The 18,303-nt window shown below is 67.6% G+C and carries 18 protein-coding genes; 9 read left to right on the top strand and 9 right to left on the bottom strand.

Features of this window, described 5'->3' with window-relative positions:
- Positions 1 to 206 (top strand): RRXRR domain-containing protein (locus ABGB08_RS52615; protein WP_347607448.1); only part of this gene is annotated, 206 nt, incomplete at its 5' end.
- A gap of 52 nt (positions 207 to 258) precedes the next feature.
- Here the strand turns inward: ABGB08_RS52615 and ABGB08_RS52620 are convergent.
- A complete protein-coding gene (locus tag ABGB08_RS52620; protein WP_347607451.1) occupies positions 259 to 876 on the bottom strand; it encodes a hypothetical protein in 618 nt (205 codons plus the stop codon).
- A 65-nt stretch (positions 877 to 941) separates the two neighbouring features.
- Between ABGB08_RS52620 and ABGB08_RS52625 the strand changes: the two genes are divergently transcribed.
- Positions 942 to 1,457, top strand: a complete 516-nt coding sequence (locus tag ABGB08_RS52625) for a DUF6328 family protein (RefSeq protein WP_347607454.1) — start codon at positions 942 to 944, stop codon at positions 1,455 to 1,457.
- Here the strand turns inward: ABGB08_RS52625 and ABGB08_RS52630 are convergent.
- Entirely contained in the window at positions 1,428 to 2,375 is a 948-nt protein-coding gene (locus ABGB08_RS52630) for a TIGR03557 family F420-dependent LLM class oxidoreductase (RefSeq protein ID WP_347607457.1), read from the bottom strand. The genes ABGB08_RS52625 and ABGB08_RS52630 overlap by 30 nt on opposite strands.
- A 60-nt stretch (positions 2,376 to 2,435) precedes the next feature.
- On the opposite strand from ABGB08_RS52630, the gene ABGB08_RS52635 reads away from it, so the two are divergent.
- Complete coding sequence (locus tag ABGB08_RS52635) at positions 2,436 to 2,585, top strand: GPGG-motif small membrane protein (protein WP_170322064.1); 150 nt, start codon at positions 2,436 to 2,438, stop codon at positions 2,583 to 2,585.
- Between the two features lie 71 nt (positions 2,586 to 2,656).
- On the opposite strand, the gene ABGB08_RS52640 is transcribed toward ABGB08_RS52635, so the two are convergent.
- Both ABGB08_RS52640 and ABGB08_RS52645 read right to left on the bottom strand, forming a co-directional pair.
- Entirely contained in the window at positions 2,657 to 3,361 is a 705-nt protein-coding gene (locus tag ABGB08_RS52640) for a metallophosphoesterase (RefSeq protein ID WP_347607461.1), read from the bottom strand.
- Complete coding sequence (locus tag ABGB08_RS52645; RefSeq protein ID WP_155362027.1) at positions 3,358 to 3,612, bottom strand: BON domain-containing protein; 255 nt, start codon at positions 3,610 to 3,612, stop codon at positions 3,358 to 3,360. Before ABGB08_RS52645 ends, ABGB08_RS52640 begins: the two co-directional genes overlap by 4 nt.
- 135 nt (positions 3,613 to 3,747) lie before the next feature.
- Between ABGB08_RS52645 and ABGB08_RS52650 the strand changes: the two genes are divergently transcribed.
- The 3 genes from ABGB08_RS52650 (at position 3,748) to ABGB08_RS52660 (ending at position 6,003) form a co-directional block, all read left to right on the top strand.
- Positions 3,748 to 4,761, top strand: a complete 1,014-nt coding sequence (locus ABGB08_RS52650) for a glycosyltransferase family 9 protein (RefSeq protein ID WP_347607465.1) — start codon at positions 3,748 to 3,750, stop codon at positions 4,759 to 4,761.
- 93 nt (positions 4,762 to 4,854) lie between these two features.
- On the top strand, positions 4,855 to 5,067 hold the full coding sequence (locus ABGB08_RS52655; RefSeq protein WP_155362081.1) for a hypothetical protein: 213 nt from the start codon (positions 4,855 to 4,857) through the stop codon (positions 5,065 to 5,067).
- A gap of 411 nt (positions 5,068 to 5,478) precedes the next feature.
- A complete protein-coding gene (locus ABGB08_RS52660; protein WP_347607468.1) occupies positions 5,479 to 6,003 on the top strand; it encodes a shikimate kinase in 525 nt (174 codons plus the stop codon).
- 63 nt (positions 6,004 to 6,066) lie between these two features.
- Here the strand turns inward: ABGB08_RS52660 and ABGB08_RS52665 are convergent, their stop codons facing one another.
- A complete protein-coding gene (locus ABGB08_RS52665; RefSeq protein WP_170323040.1) occupies positions 6,067 to 6,531 on the bottom strand; it encodes an ATP-binding protein in 465 nt (154 codons plus the stop codon).
- Positions 6,532 to 6,938: 407 nt separating this feature from the next.
- On the opposite strand from ABGB08_RS52665, the gene ABGB08_RS52670 reads away from it, so the two are divergent.
- Complete coding sequence (locus tag ABGB08_RS52670; protein WP_347607471.1) at positions 6,939 to 8,486, top strand: hypothetical protein; 1,548 nt, start codon at positions 6,939 to 6,941, stop codon at positions 8,484 to 8,486.
- A 156-nt stretch (positions 8,487 to 8,642) separates the two neighbouring features.
- Entirely contained in the window at positions 8,643 to 9,788 is a 1,146-nt protein-coding gene (locus ABGB08_RS52675; RefSeq protein ID WP_347607474.1) for a PP2C family protein-serine/threonine phosphatase, read from the top strand.
- 71 nt (positions 9,789 to 9,859) lie between these two features.
- Here ABGB08_RS52675 and ABGB08_RS52680 read toward each other — a convergent pair whose 3' ends face one another.
- Entirely contained in the window at positions 9,860 to 12,529 is a 2,670-nt protein-coding gene (locus ABGB08_RS52680; protein WP_347607477.1) for a glycoside hydrolase family 6 protein, read from the bottom strand.
- A gap of 310 nt (positions 12,530 to 12,839) precedes the next feature.
- Here ABGB08_RS52680 and ABGB08_RS52685 point away from each other — a divergent pair, with 310 nt between their 5' ends.
- The gene (locus tag ABGB08_RS52685) at positions 12,840 to 14,285 is read left to right on the top strand and encodes a hypothetical protein (protein ID WP_347607480.1); all 1,446 of its coding nucleotides are present in this window, start codon (positions 12,840 to 12,842) and stop codon (positions 14,283 to 14,285) included.
- Positions 14,286 to 14,321: 36 nt separating this feature from the next.
- On the opposite strand, the gene ABGB08_RS52690 is transcribed toward ABGB08_RS52685, so the two are convergent.
- The 3 genes from ABGB08_RS52690 to ABGB08_RS52700 form a co-directional block, all read right to left on the bottom strand.
- Complete coding sequence (locus tag ABGB08_RS52690; protein WP_347607483.1) at positions 14,322 to 15,344, bottom strand: aminoglycoside phosphotransferase family protein; 1,023 nt, start codon at positions 15,342 to 15,344, stop codon at positions 14,322 to 14,324.
- 557 nt (positions 15,345 to 15,901) lie between these two features.
- The gene (locus ABGB08_RS52695; protein ID WP_347607486.1) at positions 15,902 to 16,486 is read right to left on the bottom strand and encodes a GNAT family N-acetyltransferase; all 585 of its coding nucleotides are present in this window, start codon (positions 16,484 to 16,486) and stop codon (positions 15,902 to 15,904) included.
- A complete protein-coding gene (locus tag ABGB08_RS52700; protein WP_347607489.1) occupies positions 16,483 to 17,955 on the bottom strand; it encodes an APC family permease in 1,473 nt (490 codons plus the stop codon). Before ABGB08_RS52700 ends, ABGB08_RS52695 begins: the two co-directional genes overlap by 4 nt.
- Positions 17,956 to 18,303: the final 348 nt, after the last annotated feature.

Below are 18,303 nucleotides of genomic sequence, written 5' to 3' on the forward strand. Positions count from 1 at the left end.
GGGAGACCACCGGCGGCTCACCTGCCACCGGTGGCGTCACTCCCGAGCCCGCAAGGGCCGGGGAGAGGCCGCGTGAGCGGCACCCGTTCGTGTTCGTGCTCGACAAGCGCGGCACCCCGTTACAGCCTGCCACGCCCGCCAGGGCGCGCAGGCTGCCGAAGGCCGGGAGGGCGGTGGTGGCCCGGCGAACAAGCTCGATCCCCTAGTGGGGAGGGTCGCGCCACTGTGCGCGGCCCTTCCCGCGTTTATCGCCGAATATCAGGGCCACGTAATATCCGTCACGGGGTTCGGCGGGGAGATCACTCCCAGGCGCTCCAGCAGCACGAGGAACGTCGACGCGTAGGGCGAATGCGCCACCACCCCCGCCACCCGATCCCAGTCGACCTGCTCGCGCAGCGCCCGTACCGTCGGCAGCAATCCCCCATAGTCGCAACTGTGCTCCGACATCGGCAGAATCCACGAGATCACCAGATCGGTGGCCTCCAGCACCGGCAGGCTCAGCGCCGCCGTGCTCAGCCAATCAGCCCGCGCGATCACGGCCTCGGTGACCGGATGATCCGCCAGCGAGAAGATCAGATCGACCAGCACGCCTTCCTTGTCATAGGCCTTGACCAGCCAGTCCTCCGGCGGACGCTCGGTCCGGAACCCCATGCCCTCCAGCGTCTTGAGGGCCAGCGGGACATCCTCCTCGACCAGCGCGAAATCCACGTCGTGCAGGGAGGGCGCGGCCCCGCGCGCGTATCCCGCGCAACCCCCGGCCAGCGCGAACCGCACGCCCACCTCCTTGAGGCCGGAACCGGCCCGCTTGAGCGTGTCCAGGATGCCGTCGGTGACGGCGTGACTATGACTCCCCACCTGCACCGAGTGCCCCGCCACGTTCAGGCCAAACAATCACGGGTAGGGCGGGGCCATGACCACCATGACCACCGAGGGAGGCGTGGATGGCTGACGATCAGGTGCACCCGGTGGCGAATCCCGACGAGAATCCGAAAGAGCGGCTCGATCGGGAGCTGGGCGAGCTCCTCCAGGGGCTGCGCGTCGCGGCGACCGGCGTGCAGGTGCTGTTCGCGTTCCTGCTGACATTGCCGTTCTCGAACGGGTTCGGCAAGGTCGGCATGGCTGGAAAGTGGCTGTACTACGTGGCCCTGGTGGCCGCGGCGCTCGCGTCCATCTGCCTGATCGCACCGACCACGCAGCACCGGATCATGTTCAGATCGGGCCTCAAGGAGATCGTGCTGCGCCGGGCCAACGGGCTGGCGCTGGCCGGGGGGATCGCCATCGCCGTCTCGATGATGTGCTCCACCGCGCTGGCGGTCGAGGTGTTCCTCGGCGCCTGGCCGGCCGTGTTCCTGGCGGGCGGGATCGCCCTGCTGAGCAGCTATCTGTGGTTCGTGCTGCCGCTGCTCACCCTCCGCCGCCACCGGCGGCTAGCGCAGCTGGGGCAGCACGACCGTTGAGTAGAACTCGAAGAACTCTTCCTGTTGCGGGCCGATCTGGGAGATGTAGATCTCGTCGTAGCCGGCGTCCACATATTCCTGGATACCCCGCAGGTGGTCCTCCGGGTCGGGTCCGCAGGGAATCTTCAGCGATTCCGGGGTGATGAGCTGGGCGATCTGCTCGAAATGCCGGGGCAGCGGCAGCAGTTGCTCGGCTTCGCCGCTGATGGCGGTGGTCGGCCAGAGGCGGTGGGCTGTCAGGCGAGCCTCCTCCTCTTCGGTGCCCCAGCAGACCTTGAACCCAGCCGCCGCGGGTTTGCCCGCGCCGCCCGACTTGTGGAAGGCGTCCACGAGCTCCTGGTTGGGCTTGACGGAGATGTATCCGTCGCCGATCCGTCCGGCCAGCTCGACGCTCTTGGGGCCGAGCCCGGAGACGTAGATCGGCGGCGGCTGCTCAGGGAGGCCGTACAGGCGGGCGGTCTCGACCTCGTAGAACTCGCCGTGGTAGGTGATCAGCCGCCCGGTCCACAGCTCACGGATGATCTCGACGGCCTCTTCGAGCATGAGCCGCCGGTCCGCCGCGGGCGGCCAGGCGGTGCCGAGGATGTGCTCGTTGAGCGCCTCGCCGGTGCCGACGCCCAGCCGGAACCTGCCGTCGAGCAGGAGCTGGGCGGTGGCGGCGGCCTGGGCGATGATCGCCGGATGGATCCGGACCAGCGGGCAGGTGACCGCGGTGGTGACGGGCAGCGACACGGCCTGCGACAGCGCGCCGATGACCGACCAGACGAACGAGCTCTGCCCTTGCGCGGCGATCCACGGATGGTAGTGATCGGAGATCCACAACGCTTCGAATCCAGCCTGTTCCGCCAGTTTCGCTTGGCGGATCAGCTCCTTGGGTGAATGCTCCTCGCTGGAGAGGAAGTAGCCGAAAGTTGTCATAAGAGACTCCTGCCCAGTGGGATCGCGTTAATGACCCTTTTGTCGGGGCAGTGGGGGCCTATGGCTACTCTACTTTGGCTCATCGCCGTAGTACTGGTGATCTCCGGGATCTACGTCATCCTGGCCCGTCGGGACATCCTCTGGGGGATCGTCCTTATCGTTCTCGGGTTCCTCGTGGGCCCGGGAGGTGTCAGCATCTTCAACGTCTAGGTAAACGCAAAGTGAGCGAGCAGGATAGTGGCGGGCATTCGCCCGCCGCCGTCCTGTTCGCTCAAACCCGATCAGAGGCCGTAGGTCGCGTACGACCGTCCGAGCACGGGCAACGCGACATTGCGCACCCGGATCCCCCCAGGTGTGGCGCCCTTCTCGGTGCCCGCGTGCGCGTGACCGTGAATGATCAGGTCGGCGCCTACCGCGTCTGCGGCCTCCGCTAGGAGATAACTCCCTAAGAATGGGTAAATTTCCGGCGGCTCTCCCGCCAGCGTGTCCTTGACCGGTGCGTAATGGCTGAGCACGATGCGATGCTGGGTGTCCAGCCCTTTCAGCGCGATCCGCCAGCGATCCGCAATCTCCCGGGTATGGCGGACGAAAGCCTTCGTCTCCGGTTCGCCGAACTCGTTCGCGCATTTTCCCGCGAATCCTCCGCCGAATCCTTTCCCTCCGGCGACGCCGAGCCGCCCGCCGAGCAGCACCTCGGCGGAATCGTCCAGCACGAAATGCCCGGTCGCCCGCAGCATCGCCATGATCTCCTGCTCGGCGTCCGAATGGTAATCATGGTTGCCCAGCACGAACACCACTGGAATGGCCAGCCCGCGGAACTCGTCCGCGATCACCTGGCCCTCCTCGACCGTGCCGTGCCGGGTCAGATCCCCCGCGACGAGCAGCACATCGGCTCGCTCCTCGATCCCGTTCAGCCGAGCCCGGTAAGTCCCCCGGGCATGCTCGCTGAGATGGATGTCACCCACGGCCGCGACCCGGATCGTCACAGCAGCTCCTCTTCGCCGGGCTCCCCGACCGCCACGCAGATCACCTCGTTGTGCACGACCAAGCCGGGCGCCGCCTCCGCGGCCACCTCCGCGACCCGCTCCCGCTGGTCCTCCTCGCACACCTGCCCGTGGAGAAACAGATGATCTCCCCTTATGTCCACCTTTATGCCTAGTTCGTTGGTGCGCTCGTCCTCGGCGATGGCGCGCTGAACCCGAGCGGCGACATAGTGCGGCGGATCCCAAATGTCCATGCCGCTGGGCTGCCCTCCACGATCCAGACAAAACCCAAATGTTTGGCATGGACCAGCATGGATAGATCTATACGGAATCTTGTGCCTAGGACGCAGGCACCTCCATCGCTGAAGCATGCTGCCGTTTGGCAGCACGTGCCCGCCGTTATCCGCCTATGCGTGCGCGCGCTCGGCCGGAAAGGAACGCGTCTTGAGAACAACGATCAACGGCTGGGCCTGTTGACGACCGCCCTGGTGTTGCGCGCGCTCGGGCTCGGCGATCTGCTGACGGCCGTCCCCGCGCTGCGCGCGTTACGCCGTAGCGGCCTGCGGGTCGCGCTCGCCTGCCCGCCCGAACTCAGCGAGGCCGCCGCGCTCACCGGCGCGGTGGACCGCATCATCCCGACGTACGACCAGGAGCCGATCGTCTGGCCCGGCGTGGCCGAACGCGACTCCGACCTGCCGTTCATGCCCGAGCTCGCCGTCAACCTGCACGGGCCTGGCCCGCGCAGCCACCAGATCCTGCGCGACCTGCGGCCGCGGCGCATGTGGGCGTACCAGACGGAGGATTTCCGCAACGGCCCGGGCTGGGATCCCGCCGAGCACGAGGTGCACCGCTGGTGCCGCCTGGTCGACTGGTACGGCTTGCGCAGCGACCCGCGTGACCTGTCTCTGCCCACCCCGCTGGTGCCCAGTGGCTTCCCCGGCGCGGTGATCATCCATCCGGGTGCGGGATCGACCGCCCGGCGGTGGCCCGCGGAGCGGTTCGCCGACGTGGCCAAGGCGATGGCCCGGCTCGGCCTTCCGGTGGTGATCACCGGGACCCGCCGGGAGCGGCCGCTGGCGCTGCTGGTGGGGACGCGGGCCGTGTTGCCGCCGCAGGTCGTGCTGGCGGGCCGGACCACCCTGCGGGAGCTCTGCGCGCTGGTGGCGGGGGCGCGGCTGGTGATCAGCGCGGACACGGGGGTGGCGCATCTGGCCACCGCGTACGGCATCGCGTCGGTGACCGTGTTCGGGCCTGAGCCGCCCTCGCGGTGGGGACCCCCCGAGGATCAGCCCCGGCACCAGGCCCTGCATCGCGGTCCGGACCCCGCGGATGTCACCACCGCCGAGGTGCTCGCCGCCATCGACCGCGTCCTGAAACGCCCGGAAGTAAAGGTCATGGAATAACTCGGAAGCCGTTCGCCCCCGGCGGTATCAACGAGGATGAAAGGGTAGGGGCTCGGTATGACACAGGAACAACGGTCGCCTACCGGGAAGCCGATGGTGCCCACGACCCCGTTGGATGTCATTCACATCCGCCTGGGGTCGTATGCGCTGGTGTTCTGCCTTGCGGTGCTGGTCCTGTCGATCATGACCAGGCTGTGGTGGCTGACGGCCATCGCTGCGTTCCTCGGGGTGTTCGTGGTCATTGACATCATCCGCGCGAGCCGGCGCCAGAGTTCCCTCGGCGGCGGCCCCCAATCGGAAGGTTGACGAGCGGCTCGCACCCTCGATCTTCCGTCCACGCCCCGATCTCCCGGCATCAATGGCCGAGGCCGAGAGATCGGGGCCCAAAGCTTCTTTCCCCACGACGAATCTCAAACGTGCCCTACAGGGGTTCTCCCACCCACCCAGCCCCTTGTTAACCTCGGGCTCCGCCCGCCATCGCCGTGGTTGCCGGACGGATTGACAGTCACGGCATCGTGGTTCTCCCACCCACCCAGCCCTTTTGTTCTCTCTCGGGCTCCGCCCGACCCCGTCATCGCCGTGGTTGCCGGGCGAATTGACAGCCTGTGCATCGTGGTTCTCCCACCCACCCAGTCCTATTGTTCTCTCTCGGGCTCCGCCCGGCCCCGTCGGCGCCGTGGTTCCGCGCGAGCGCGGCAGTGGGCACAATGGGCCACTATGCGCGAGATTCCGATCGTGTTGGTCGGGTTGATGGGAGCCGGGAAGAGCACCGTCGGAGGGCTGGTCGCCCAGGCGCTCGGACGGGTGATAAGGGATAGCGACGCCGACCTGGAAGACCGCTACGGGATGACGGCGGCACAGATGGCGGCAACGGTGGGCGCTGAGGTGCTGCACGAGCGCGAGTCCCAGGTGCTGCGGGAGGCGCTGCGGCGGCGTCCGCCCGAGGTGATCGGCGCGGCGGCGAGCACGGTGGAGGACGCGGAGGCGCGCAGGGCGCTGAAAAGTGCGTTCGTGGTATTCCTGGACGGGCAGCCCGCCCTGCTGGCCGAACGTATGAAGTCGTCGGCGCATCGTCCGCATTTCCTGCCGGATCTGGAGCGCATGCTGACCGAGCAGCGCGAGCGGCGGCTGCCGTACTTCCAGGAGGTGGCCGATCTGACAGCGGACGCGACCAGGGCACCCGAGGAGATCGCCGAAGAGGTGCTGGCGGCGTTTCGAATCAATCAGAAACCCGTCCGATAGACAGCCGCATAGCCGCTGGCCAGCCGACTCACCGCCGCGGCTGCCCAGATCACGACTTTCTGATTAATAACCGACCGCCGCGTGCGGGCGTGGGGCCATTGGGTGGTTGGCGAAGCCGGTGCCCAGGATGAACCAGACGATTTTGCCGCCGCGTAGGGACTGGACCACGCCCCAGTCGTCGGAGAGCGAGCCGACGATCAGGAGGCCGCGGCCGTCGGTGGAGTCGGGGGCGGGGTCGCGCTGGCGGGGGACGCCGTCGCCGGTGTCGAAGATCTCGCCGTATACCCAGATGCCGTTGCTGCACAGCCGGAGCGCGAAGGCGGTGCCGGCGTGGCGGATGACGTTGGTGACCAGTTCGCTGACGATGACCGTGCAGTCGTCCACGAGGCCGTCGGTGCCCCAGCGCTCGAGTTCGCGGCGGACCAGCGCGCGGGCGCCGCGCACGCTCGAACCGACGGCGGGGAGCAGGCATTCCGCCGTCCTGGTCGGGCCTGGGTCCAGCGCCACTGTGGCGAAGGGGAGAGTCACGTAAGCCTCCTTGGCATGGGAGCGCTCCCATAACCAAGGTACGGCACTCTGATCGGCTATGTGAATTCCTCGCTACGAGATTGTTACCTGTCAATTGCCCCGACAATCTCCACCAGCCCTGTCAGACCCCCCAAAGCCGCAGGTCAGCCCAGACCACCCCGTCGACGGCGATGACGTGCGACACTCCCCAGGTACATGAAAGTAGCTGAAACACTGCATTCCGCGATCGGAGCAGATTAGACGGCAACCACCCGCCATCCGGTTCCACGGAAAAATGTGATCTGGGTCACAGATTCCCGGGATTTCCCTGACTTGCGGAAACGCCACCGGTAGGGTCCCTGACAATCCATTTACTGACGGATGGGGCGCATGTGACGTTCCACGCCAGAGCAAGGGGGATCCAGCCAGTGAACCGCACCCTCACCCTCGGTGCCGCCTCCGGCCTGCTGGCCGCCGCGCTGATCGCCGTCCCCGCGCACGCGGACCCGACGTACATCGAGAAGGAAGTTCTGGCCGGTTCCAGCCAGGCGCAGGCCATCGCCTATTTCTGGGACAAGGCACAGCTTCAGGACGCGACGCCGTACAACGTGGAGACCACGGTGGCGGCCAAGCACGTCTCGACCGGTGGCCCGTCGTCTTCCAGCAAGCCGGGGACCGTGCCCGCGATCGGCGACGAGAAGAAGTCCAGCAGCACGAGCAAGAACGTGAACCTGCCCAGGACCACCGGCAAGGTGTTCTTCATGGGCGCCGACGGCAAGCCGCACTGGTGCTCGGGCACCTCGGTGCAGTCCACCTACCGCAACGTGGTGGCCACCGCCGGGCACTGTGTCTACGACACGGTCAGCAACAAGCTCACCCTCGAACACTGGGTCTTCGTGCCCGGTTACTACCAGGGCAAGACGCCGTGGGGCATCTACGTGGGCAAGACCGCCTACACCCACTACGACTTCGACGTGTATGAGGACGGCGACCGCGACTACGCCTTCGTCACGGTCTACAACGGCGTGCAGCTCACCGGCGACAAAGAGGTCGACAAGAAGGCGTACGACGCGTGGAAGGGCGCCAAGAAGATCCTCGCCGAGGAGGTCACCAAGGCCGAGTTCGAGGAGAAGTACACCGACGGCGGCCCGTACTGGAAGAAGACGCTGTCCCCGGTGACCTCCCCCGTGGACCCGCCCAAGGCCACCTTCACCCAGGCCGAGGCGGAGAAGTACTACACCGAAGGCGTGGACGGGGTGAAGCTGACCACCGAGTCGGTGGCCCTGGCCGCCTACAACGCCGCCCCCGCCGGCACGAACGCGCTCAAGAACGGCGAGAAGTGCCCGAGCTGGTGCGGCCCGGACAGCGGCACCTGGTACCCGATCGACGAGAAGACCTACAACGAGCTCAAGGCCGACGCCGCATTCAAGGGCGAGCTCAAGACGGTCGACCCCGGGCAGTACTTCAAGCGCGAGTGGTTCATCAAGAAGTGGGTGAAAACCTCCACCCCCGAGGTCTACTACAAGGACCACTACATCATCCGCGGCCTGGAGGACGTCGGCCGCCTGGGCGACCGCGTCGGCGGCCAGGGCCTGGCCTACAACCAGAAGATCGGCAAGGCGCACTTCATCTTCGGTTACCCCAGCGGCTCCCACCCGGACGGCAACCACGCCTTCTCCGGCAACACCCTCAAATGGTCGTACGGCACGACCTTCGCGGCGGCCTCGGCGGCGATCAAGGCCGAGGAACTGGTCGGCATCAAGTCCTCCTTCACCGGGCAGGGCGCGCTCGGCTCCGCCTGGCTGGCGGGTTACAAGAACGCCCGCCGCCTCGGCTACCTGAACGGGGTCACGATCGCGGTGGCCGACCGGGACGGAAACAAGCGCATCGACACCTCGGTCTCCCCCTATTTCGACGGCGAGACATACGGCGTTTACAAATCGGCTGCCAACGTTTGGTCCGGCTCAATCGTCTAAGCAGGTGACTCAATGCCCGTGCTCTTCTGGGGCACGGGCGTTGTGCGTTGTGTTTGCGGGTGCAGGGCGGACGGTTATCGGGACTTCGCATCTCAGGCTGGATCGTGAAGTATGGTCGCAAGCGCAGATGACATGCGATTGAAGGGGATTCTCCGGATGCCGCTTCACCTCGCCGGGCTGTTCAGCCCGCGCCGGGGTCGGCGCCGGGCGGCGGGGGCTCGCACGGCGCTGGCTCTCAGCGTGCTGCCCTACGTCATGATGCTGATCGTCACCGTGGTGGAGGCGGTCACCGGTCCGGACAAGGGCTTCCTGCCCCTGCTCGCGGTGGGGCCCGCGTTCGCCAGCCTCACCGGCGGGGTCCGGCGCACGCTGATCGTGGGGTTGACCGCGTTAGTGCTGGCGGTGGCGCTCTCGGCGTACAACTCGCTGGAGGTGAGCCGCGCCTATGTCACGGCCGGATCCATCGCGGGGGTGACGGCGGCCAGCGCGCTGGCCACGGTCGGGCGGCGGCGCAGGGAGAAGGAGCTGGCCAGTGTGCGGTCGGTGGCCGAGGTCGCGCAGCGGGTGCTGCTGCGGCCGGTGCCGCGCCGGGCCGCGCACATGCGGATGGCGGTCTCCTACACCTCCGCCATGGCCGCGGCGCACATCGGCGGCGACCTGTACGAGGTGGTGACCGCGCCCGCCGGGGTGCGCGTGATCGTCGGCGACGTGCAGGGCAAGGGCCTGGAGGCGGTGGAGACCGCCGCGCTGGTGCTGGGCGCCTTCCGGGAGGCGGCGCACGACGAGAAGGATCTCCAGGGCGTCAGCGCCCGGCTGGAGAAGGCGCTCAACCGGCGGCTGTCCGGCGAGGAGTTCGTCACCGCGGTGCTGGCCGAGGCCAATCCCGACGAGACCACCATGACCCTGCTCAACTACGGCCATCCGGCGCCGCTGGTGATCCGGGCCAGCGGGGAGATCGAGTGGGCCGAGCCGGGAGACCATGTGCCGCCGCTCGGGCTGGCCGCTCTCGGCCCTGAGGGGCCGGTTCCCTACGGTGTGCGGTTCGAGCCCGGCGACCAGATCCTGCTCTACACCGACGGTGTGGTGGAGGCCCGGGATCAGTGGGGCGCCTTCTATCCGCTGGCCGACCGGGTCTCCCTGCTGAAGGACGAGGATCCGGAGGCGGCGCTGGAAGCGCTGCGGCGTGATCTGATCGCGCACATCGACGGGACTCCCAAGGACGACGCCGCGATGCTTCTGCTCCGCTGCCGCGAGCCCGTGTTACCAGATGGACTCGCGGCAGACGGAACCTCTCAGGTATGAGTCGTGGTCCTGCCGAGGAGGACCCCCAACCGCGGCAGGACCACGACGATCAATCGGCTACAGCGCGTCCCTTAAAGGGGCGGGTACGCGTTCTGCAGCAACTGGCGGAACTGGGCCGAGAACCAGTGCCCGGACAGCGGCGAGTTGGCCAGCGCGCCGGTGGCGTTGTTGCCGTTGCGCTCGTTGCCACCGTAGGTCGGGTCACACATCCGGTCGAAGCCCTTGCCCTCGTCGTTCGGGATGGCAGTGCTCGAACCGTCCGACTCACCCGGAGGCTTGACCCAGACGTAGGCGTCGATGCCGGCGGCGGGGGTCGCCCGCGGCCGCTCGCCCAGACCGGCGCCGCTCTGGTTGCACCAGTTACCGGCGTGGAGGCGCCGGTCGACGCGGGACTGGTTGACGAAGGTGTTCAGGTCCGTCGAGGTGCTCGGACCGGTCGGCCGCGCCGAACCGCCCCAACCGTTGCGGGAGGTGTCGATCAGCATGCCGATGTTGGACGAGAAGCCGTCCTGGATCAGCCGCTGGCGGAACGCCTGCGCGAAGCTGAGCTCGTCGATGTAGAAGTTCCAGTCCACCCAGGTCGACTGGCGGATCTGCTGGCCGTTCACCGAACCGTTGACCGTGAAGTACGGCTCCACCAGGGCGGAGAAGTTGGCTGTGTTGGTGATGAAGCCGTCGACCGTGGCCCGGCCGCCGGTGGCGCTGTTGGCGGTGGAGGACATCAGCTGCGAGGACGGGCCGAAGTTGGAGTCCCAGCCCAGCCAGCCGTGGTGCCCGGCGTCGACGTAGTTGTAGACGTTCGGGATCGCGTGCAGCTTGCCGAGGGCGTAGGCCACACCCTGGACGTAGGCGCCGGACTGCTGCGCCTCCTGGCACTTGGCCAGGTTGGTGTTGGTGACCAGGTTGGGCAGCGAGTCGATCTCGATGATCGCCGCGATGCGGAGCGGGGCGTACTTCGGGTCCGCCATGATCGCGGCGATGACGTCGATGTACTCGGTCTTGTAGCGGTTGAGGCCGTTCTGCGAGATCAGCAGCTCGCCGTTGGAGGCCAGGGCCGAGCAGTCACGGTTGGGCAGGTTGTAGATGACGACCTGGATGATCGTCTTGGTCGCGCCGTTGGCCGCGTCCTGCTGCAAGGCCAGGTCCAGGTGTTCCCTGAGGCCCTTGCTGTTGCTGCCGGCCGAGCCAGAGGTGATCGCGGCAATCCGGTCCAGCCAGATGGCGGTGGAGGTGTTCGCGACCGCGGAGCCGCCGGGCTCGGAAGCGGCCTGGGCCGACCAGTCGGGGTTCACGTAGCCGGTGGCGCCGACGAACGGGTTGTCCTGGTGCGGCTCGTAGGTGCCGGGGGTCGTGTCGTTGTCGGCCTCGGTCGCGGTGACCGAAACCGACGTCAGACCAGCCGAAGCCACGGTGATCGTCCGGGTTCCATTGGTCTGGTCCGTGTCCTCGGCCGCCGCGATGGTCACGTTCTGCGGGGTGGCGAAGTTGGCGGGAGTGAAGGTCAGCGAAGCGCCACCGGAGACGGTCAGGTTGGCGTCGCCACCGGACGCGGCGGTGTTGGTCACCGTCACGTTGGCCGAAGGCGCGATGGCCAGCCGCACCGAGTACGTCGCCGTGCCACCCTCGGGCACGCCCACGCTGGTCGGGGTGACCACGAGCGACTGCGTCCCGGTCGTGTCGTTGTCAGCCTCGGTCGCGGTGACCGAAACCGACGTCAGACCAGCCGAAGCCACAGTGATGGTCCGGGTGCCGTTGGTCGTGTCGGTGTCCTCCGCTGCCGCGAGAGTCACGTTCTGCGGAGTGGCGAAGTTGGCCGGGGTGAAGGTCAGGCTGGCGCCACCGGACACGGTCAGGTTGGCGTCGCCACCGGACGCGGCGGTGTTGGTCACCGTCACGTTGGCCGAAGGCGCGATGGCCAGCCGCACCGAGTACGTCGCCGTGCCACCCTCGGGCACACTCACGCTGGTCGGGGTGACCACGAGCGACTGCGTCCCGGTCGTGTCGTTGTCAGCCTCGGTCGCGGTGACCGAAACCGACGTCAGACCAGCCGAAGCCACGGTGATGGTCCGGGTGCCGTTCGTCGTGTCGGCGTCCTCGGACGCGGCCACGGTCACGTTCTGCGGTGTCTGCCAGTTGGCGCTGGTGAAGGTCAGCGAGGCGCCACCGGACACGGTCAGGTTGGCGTCACCGCCGCTCGCCGCGGTGCTGGTCACCGTCACGTTGCTGGTCGGCTGGGCGTTCAGGCGCACCGAGTAGGTGGCGGTGCCGCCCTCGGGCACGCTCACACTGGTCGGCGTGACCACCAGCGACTGGGTGGACTGGGGGCCGGTGCAGGGGGTGCCGTTCAGCGAGAACGCGGTCGGGTTGGTGTTGGTCCCGGTGAAGGTGAAGTTGGCGCCGGGCTGGACGACCGCGTTGGCGGCCAGGTTGGGAGCCCAGGAGGGGGCGTTGATGGTGACGTTGGCACCGGACTGGCTCCAGGTGCCTTCCCAGCCGTTCTGGAGGGTCTGGGTGCCGGGGAAGGTGTAGGTGATCTGCCAGTTGGACACTGGGTCGCCGAGGTTCTGGAGCCGGACGGACGCGCCGAAGCCGTTGCCGCCTTCCCACGTCTTCGTGTAAGTGACCTGACAGGCCACCGCGGCGTTCGCGGCGGTCGGACTGGCGACGAGCCCGACTCCGGCGAGTAGCGTCACCGCTACAGCCGTGAGGGCTCTTCGCCAGGAACTCTTGTGGGGTCCCATGTGTGTTTCTCCTTGACGAAACTGATTACGAACCTTGGGAGCGCTCCCAACATCCGTTCGTTTCGTCTGGATGTACAGCATGTTTCCTCACGGCGGCGAATCTCAAACGTCCCACCTGCGCCTGGACTGCTTAAAGTGGTCATCTGTCCGATAAATCCGATGAAAAGTTCAGAGTTCGGGGAGTGACGGACATTGCACAGAATGTCACGATCACTTCGCGGGTATTGCGGTGCGGGCTCGCGAGCGCTTCAATGACGGGACCGGGAGAGCGCTCTCTCACGCTTCCTGACCCCGCACATGGAGCCGCCCAGTGTCTTCCCCCTTCTTATCTCGCCGCCTCTTCGTCGCCGCCTCGGCCGCCTCGGCGGTGGCGCCCTTCGTCCTGTCCGGTACGGCGTCCGCGTCCACCGGCGACCTCGTCGATCATCGTCTGGGTGGGTCCGTCGATCGGGCCTTCGGGTATCTGAACGCCGTACTCGACGGGTACCAGCAGGGGTCCGGGCTGCGGCTGGCGCAGAGCTACAACAACGAGTCGGGGTTGATGACCACGGCGTTCGTGTACGACAACGCGCTGGCCGTCATCGCCTATCTGAGCCGGCCGAGCAGGGAGAACGTGCGGCGGGCGAAGGTCATCGGGGATACGTTTCTGTGGATTCAGAACAATGACGAGACGTTCACCGACGGGCGGGTGCGGCAGGCGTACGCGGCCGGGCCGATGTTGTTCTACGGGGGCGGGCCGGAGTTTCCCGGGGTTCAGCGGGCGGACAGGAAGGCGGCCTTCCTGTGGCCGTTCGGGTTCGGTGGGTCGGCGGTCGGGGATGTGGCCTGGACGGCGCTGGCGCTGGCGCGGCTGTACGAGCGGACCCGGGAGCGGAAGTACCTGGATGGGGCGGTGACGCTTGGAGAGTGGATTGTGGGCAACAGCGTCTCGCCGTACAGGTATGGGGGGTATCTGGGTGGGGTGCAGGGGGATGGCACGACCAAGCAGCGGTGGTGTTCCAGCGAGCACAACATCGACGTGTACGCGCTGTTCCGCGGGCTGGCCAAGTTCACCGGGGATCGGGCGTGGAAGACCAGGGCGCGGGTGGCGGAGGACTTCCTGGACGCGATGTGGAATCCGCAGGGGCGGTTCTACTGGACGGGGACGAAGGGGGCTAATCCGGCGGACGATCCCAATGAGATCAATCCCAGTCCGGTTCCGGAGGACGTACAGACCTGGGCTTATCTGGCGCGCGGGGATCGGGGGCGGGCGGTGGACTGGACGGCGGACGCGCTGGCGACCACCGATCGCGGGGGTGTGTCGGAGAACTCGCAGCTGCCCGCGGGGTATGCGGTGTCTGGGGTGACGTTCAGCGATGTGTCGAAGACGCTGACCGGGCCGGTGCCGAATGGGACGGGGAACAACAATCGGGACGCCGTCTGGTTCGAGGGCACCGCGCACCTCGCGGCGGCGCTGGTGGCTCGGGGCGATCGGGGGAAGGCGCGGGGTTACCTCGGGCAGATCGCGTCCGGGCAGACCGCTCTGGGCGCGGGCCAGACCGTCGGCCTGACCAGCGATCCGAACGGCGGCCGCCTCTCCAATCCGGGCGAAGGCGGCACGTGGACCGGCACCGCGTTACCCGCACGCTCCGGCGTCGTCGCCGCGTCCAGCGCGTTCGACACCGGATTCGGATTCGGCTACTTCCAGAACCAGCACGTCGGGGCCACGAGTTGGTATCTCATGGCCGCACTCGGCTCCAACCCCTACCGGTTCTGACCAGCCGGGCCGGGGGCCCCGGCGCGGGCCCCCGGCTCACCCCGCGCTCGCCAGCGCGGCGCGGATCTCCGACGCGGCGTCTCCCGCGTGGTAGCGGCGCTCGGTCTGCTCGATGCCGTCCATGAACTCCTGATAGCGGATGGCGTAGTACAGGCGCGCCAGCGGCTCGGCCAGGATGACCGCCCGTTCCGGATCCGCGCCCGGCAGCGCGTCCGCCCACGCCTTCACCCATGTTTCGGTCACCTGCTCCCGGCGCGCCTCCGGGGCGAACTCCCGCAACCGCAGCCCGTCCAGCGCGGGGTGCCCGAAATGACAGTCCGCGAAGTCCACGACCACACCGCGCCGCCCGTCCCACCGCCAGTTTCCTGGGTGAAAATCCCCATGCACCACCGTGGACGGCAGCCCGCACGCCTCCAACGCGGCGACCATGTCCGGCAGCTTCCGCACGAGCCCGCGCGCGTCCCGGAGCTCGTCCGCGGTGAGTTCCTCCGCCAGGTCCCCGTCGAGGAGCGTGGTCGCGAGTCCCGCGAGGGCCGGCGAGGTGCGATCCGCGAGTCCGGCCGAGGCCGCCCGGCCGGCGAGCCTGACCTGTGCCGCGACCATGCGGGGCACCATGTGGCCGACCGCGTCCTGCGGCGCGCCCCAGCAGTCCTCCCCCGGGGCGTGCCCGAGCAGCACCCATCTCCGCTCCGGATCCGCGTCGATCAGGCGCGGCACGATGTCGGGGACAACGCTTCCGAAAAGACCGATAGCGGTGGACTCACAAGCCGCGAACCCCGGCGTGGCCTTGAACCAGACCGCCTCCACATCCCCCTCCACCCGGATCCTGAAAAGTCCGGACAGATTCCAGGTCTCCACCTGCTCGACCCACCCCATCGGCACGAACCCCGCCCGGCGAATCGCCCCCTCCGCCCAGGCCAGTCCCGCCCGAACCCCGTCCGCGGTCGCCCACTCGGCCCGCTTCCCATCCGGCGCCAGAACCAACCCCCGAGCAGAACCATCCACTCCCTGAAGCAACCCGAACGAATCCCCACCCAACGCCTCCGCGTGATAGGTCACGTGCCCACCCCGCGACCAGCCACCCCCCTCCACATCCAGCAACCGCAAGACCACCACAGGCCCACGCAAGAGATCCGACAAGTGCGCCGAAACCGCCTCAACATCGGCCCACCAAGGACTCTCCACCGAAAAAGGGCCGACTCCCCCAAGAACGCGGCCCTCACCACTGATCACCACACTTACCGAACGCTCCACGAGCCCAGTCTGCCGACCCCGCGCACTCCCCCGCCAAGCAATTTCCCACCAGTTTCGGCGCGGAGCAGGAGGTAGATGGCTAGGAGCAGGTCAGCGGATCTCAGAGATTCGCCGACCAAGGGGTGAGGATTATCACGATCTCGCGGCGGAATATCGGCCGTTCTGGACAATGGTCCGCGGGTTTTCCCTCGTGACGTCGTTCGGGCAATTCTTCGGTGCGACTGAATCGGCGGCCGACGATTTCCGTTGCTCGCCGGCTTTATTTCGCGGATTACCGCGCGCTCAACGTCGTCACCGGTATTCCAGCTCGACGAACGGTGAAGAGGGCACCCGGCCTCGTTGACGGATGCCCGTTGTGCTGCTCAGGCGCTCGGGGCGCGCCACATCGGGTACATGACCGGCCCGTCGGGCAGGCGGAGCAGTTCCGGCATGTCCACATAACCATGCCGAAGATAGAGGCGGCGGCTGTCCGCGCTGCTGGCCTCCAGGTAGGCGGGCATGCCTTCGGCGTCCAGCCGCTGGTGGTGCTCGCGCAGCAGCTGGCTGCCCAGACCGCGACCCATCCGTCCCTTCACCAGCGCGATGAACGCCAGGTAGTGGTGCGGCTCGTGCGGATGGAGCTTCTCCATCTGCTCCCCGAGGATGCCGAACCGCCCGGCGTGCTCCCCGGCGAACGAGGCCACCGCCTCATCATGTCCGGGAATTTCGGGGTACGGCGCGGTGAACCACACCGCGACTCCGGCGAGTTCGCCCGACTCGTGGATGCCGTACACATCGCCGTGATCGAGGGCGTGCGCCGCGTACATGGTGAAGAAGGCCCGCTGGATCGGCGGGCGATCCGCCACCGGCGGAATGAGCCAGGTCGAGATCGCGTCCATGCGGAAGGTGTCGGCGATGACCCCGCCGACCACGGCCGCGTCGGTCATCCGGGTGATCTCGGCTGTCACTTCGAGGCTCCGGTGACGGCCCGGGCACCAAGGCCGATGTTGGCGTACACGTCCGGCTTGGTGGCCTTGAGCACGCGCGCCCAGACGATTCCGAAGATGATCGCGACCACGAAGATGCCGGGCAACACCCAGCGAATCGGCTCATCGGGCGCGACGCCGAGAACCGTGTCGAAGTTGACCAGGGTCAGCCCGATGATCGTGCACAGCGCCATCGCCGCCAGCGCCGGAGCGATCTTCGTCCGCCACGTCGTCTCCTCCGCGGGGCGCCGCGCGAAGAACGCGATCACCGCGATCGAGGTGACCGTGAGCAGGGTCAGCAGGCCGAGACCGCCGAACGCGCCGAAGGTGAAGAACAGCTTGGTGAGCGGGTCGAGGCCGAGCACCGCGTAGATGGCGATCACGATGAGCCCGAGCGCCGTCTGCAGCAGCGACCCGGCCACCGGCGCGCTCGTCCGGGCCGAGGTGCGCCCGAAGACGGACGGCAGCACGTTCTCCCGGCCCAGCGCGAAGATGTAGCGTGCCGTGGTGTTGTGGAAGGCGATCATGCAGGCGATGCTGCTGGTCACGAACAGCACCGAGCCGAGGGTGGCGATGGGGGAACCCAGGTGGGCGGCGGCCTGGTTGAAGATCAGTTCAGTGCCCTGCTGGGTCGACTCCGCGACGATCCCGTCCACCCCGGTGGGCACGGTCAGCGCCCAGGCGGAGAACGCGTAGAGCACCGCGATGATCGCGATGCCCGCGTAAGTGGCGAGGGGCACGGTCCGGTTCCGATCCTTGGACTCCTCGGCGAACACCACCGACGACTCGATCCCGGCGAACCCGGCGACCACGGTGGCCAGTGCGGCGCCGACCCCGGGAACGATCAGCGCGCCCGGGGAGAAACCCTCGAAGCTGACCCCGCCGGGCGCGGCGTTGAACAGGTTGCCGATGTCGAACACGAGGACGACGGCGATCTCGCTGACCAGCAGCACCGAGAGGATCCTGCCGTTGACGTCCACCCGCAGCACCCCGAGCAGGCCGGTCAGCGCCCAGGTCACCAGGGCGATCACCCACCACGCGGGCGAACCGCCGAACCAGTCGACGAGCAGCGGCTCGGCGGCTAACCCGATGATCCCGTAGAGCCCCAACTGCAGGGCGTTGTAGGCGAGCAGGGCCACCCAGGCGGTCGCCACACCCGCCGTGCGGCCAAGCCCCTGAGCGGCGTACGCGTAGAAGGCCCCCGCGTTCACCACGTGCCTGGCCATCGTCACGTACCCGACCGCGAAGAGCGCGAAGATCCCGCCCAGCAGCAGGAACGCCAGCGGCACGCCGATGACGCCCGTCACGGTGTACGCCGTCGGAACCGAACCGGCGACGACCATCAGCGGCGCCGCCGCCGAGACGACGAAGAACACGACCGACGGCACACCGAGCCGGTCCTCGGCCAGCGCGGCGGATACCGCACTCGGTCTTGGCTGTGTGAGGGACATCCAGAACTCCAGGAATATGGGGGGAAGTGTTGATGTTTCTGGAGCGCCCGCGAATCGTCAGGATCGGCGGTGAACGCGGGATCGCCGTCGCGCATGGCGAAGAACAGGCCGTCGGCGGACGACCCAGCCAGGAAGATCAGCTTCAGCCACGAAGGGCGATGCTATAGGCGAAATGCTAAATCTGTCATTAGGCGAAGGGAATTCTATTTTCTTCGCCTATGTACAGAGGTTGAAAGGCTGGCTTCTCGGGTTACGGTGGTTCGGGTTCGAGGATCAGTTCGGTCTGGGCGATGATGGCGTCGAGCAGGCCGGGTCGGTATTGCAGCCGCTTGAGGTGGTGCTTGATGA

The sequence above is a fragment of the Acrocarpospora sp. B8E8 genome, assembly GCF_039871605.1.
In the GTDB taxonomy this organism is placed as follows: domain Bacteria; phylum Actinomycetota; class Actinomycetes; order Streptosporangiales; family Streptosporangiaceae; genus Acrocarpospora; species Acrocarpospora macrocephala.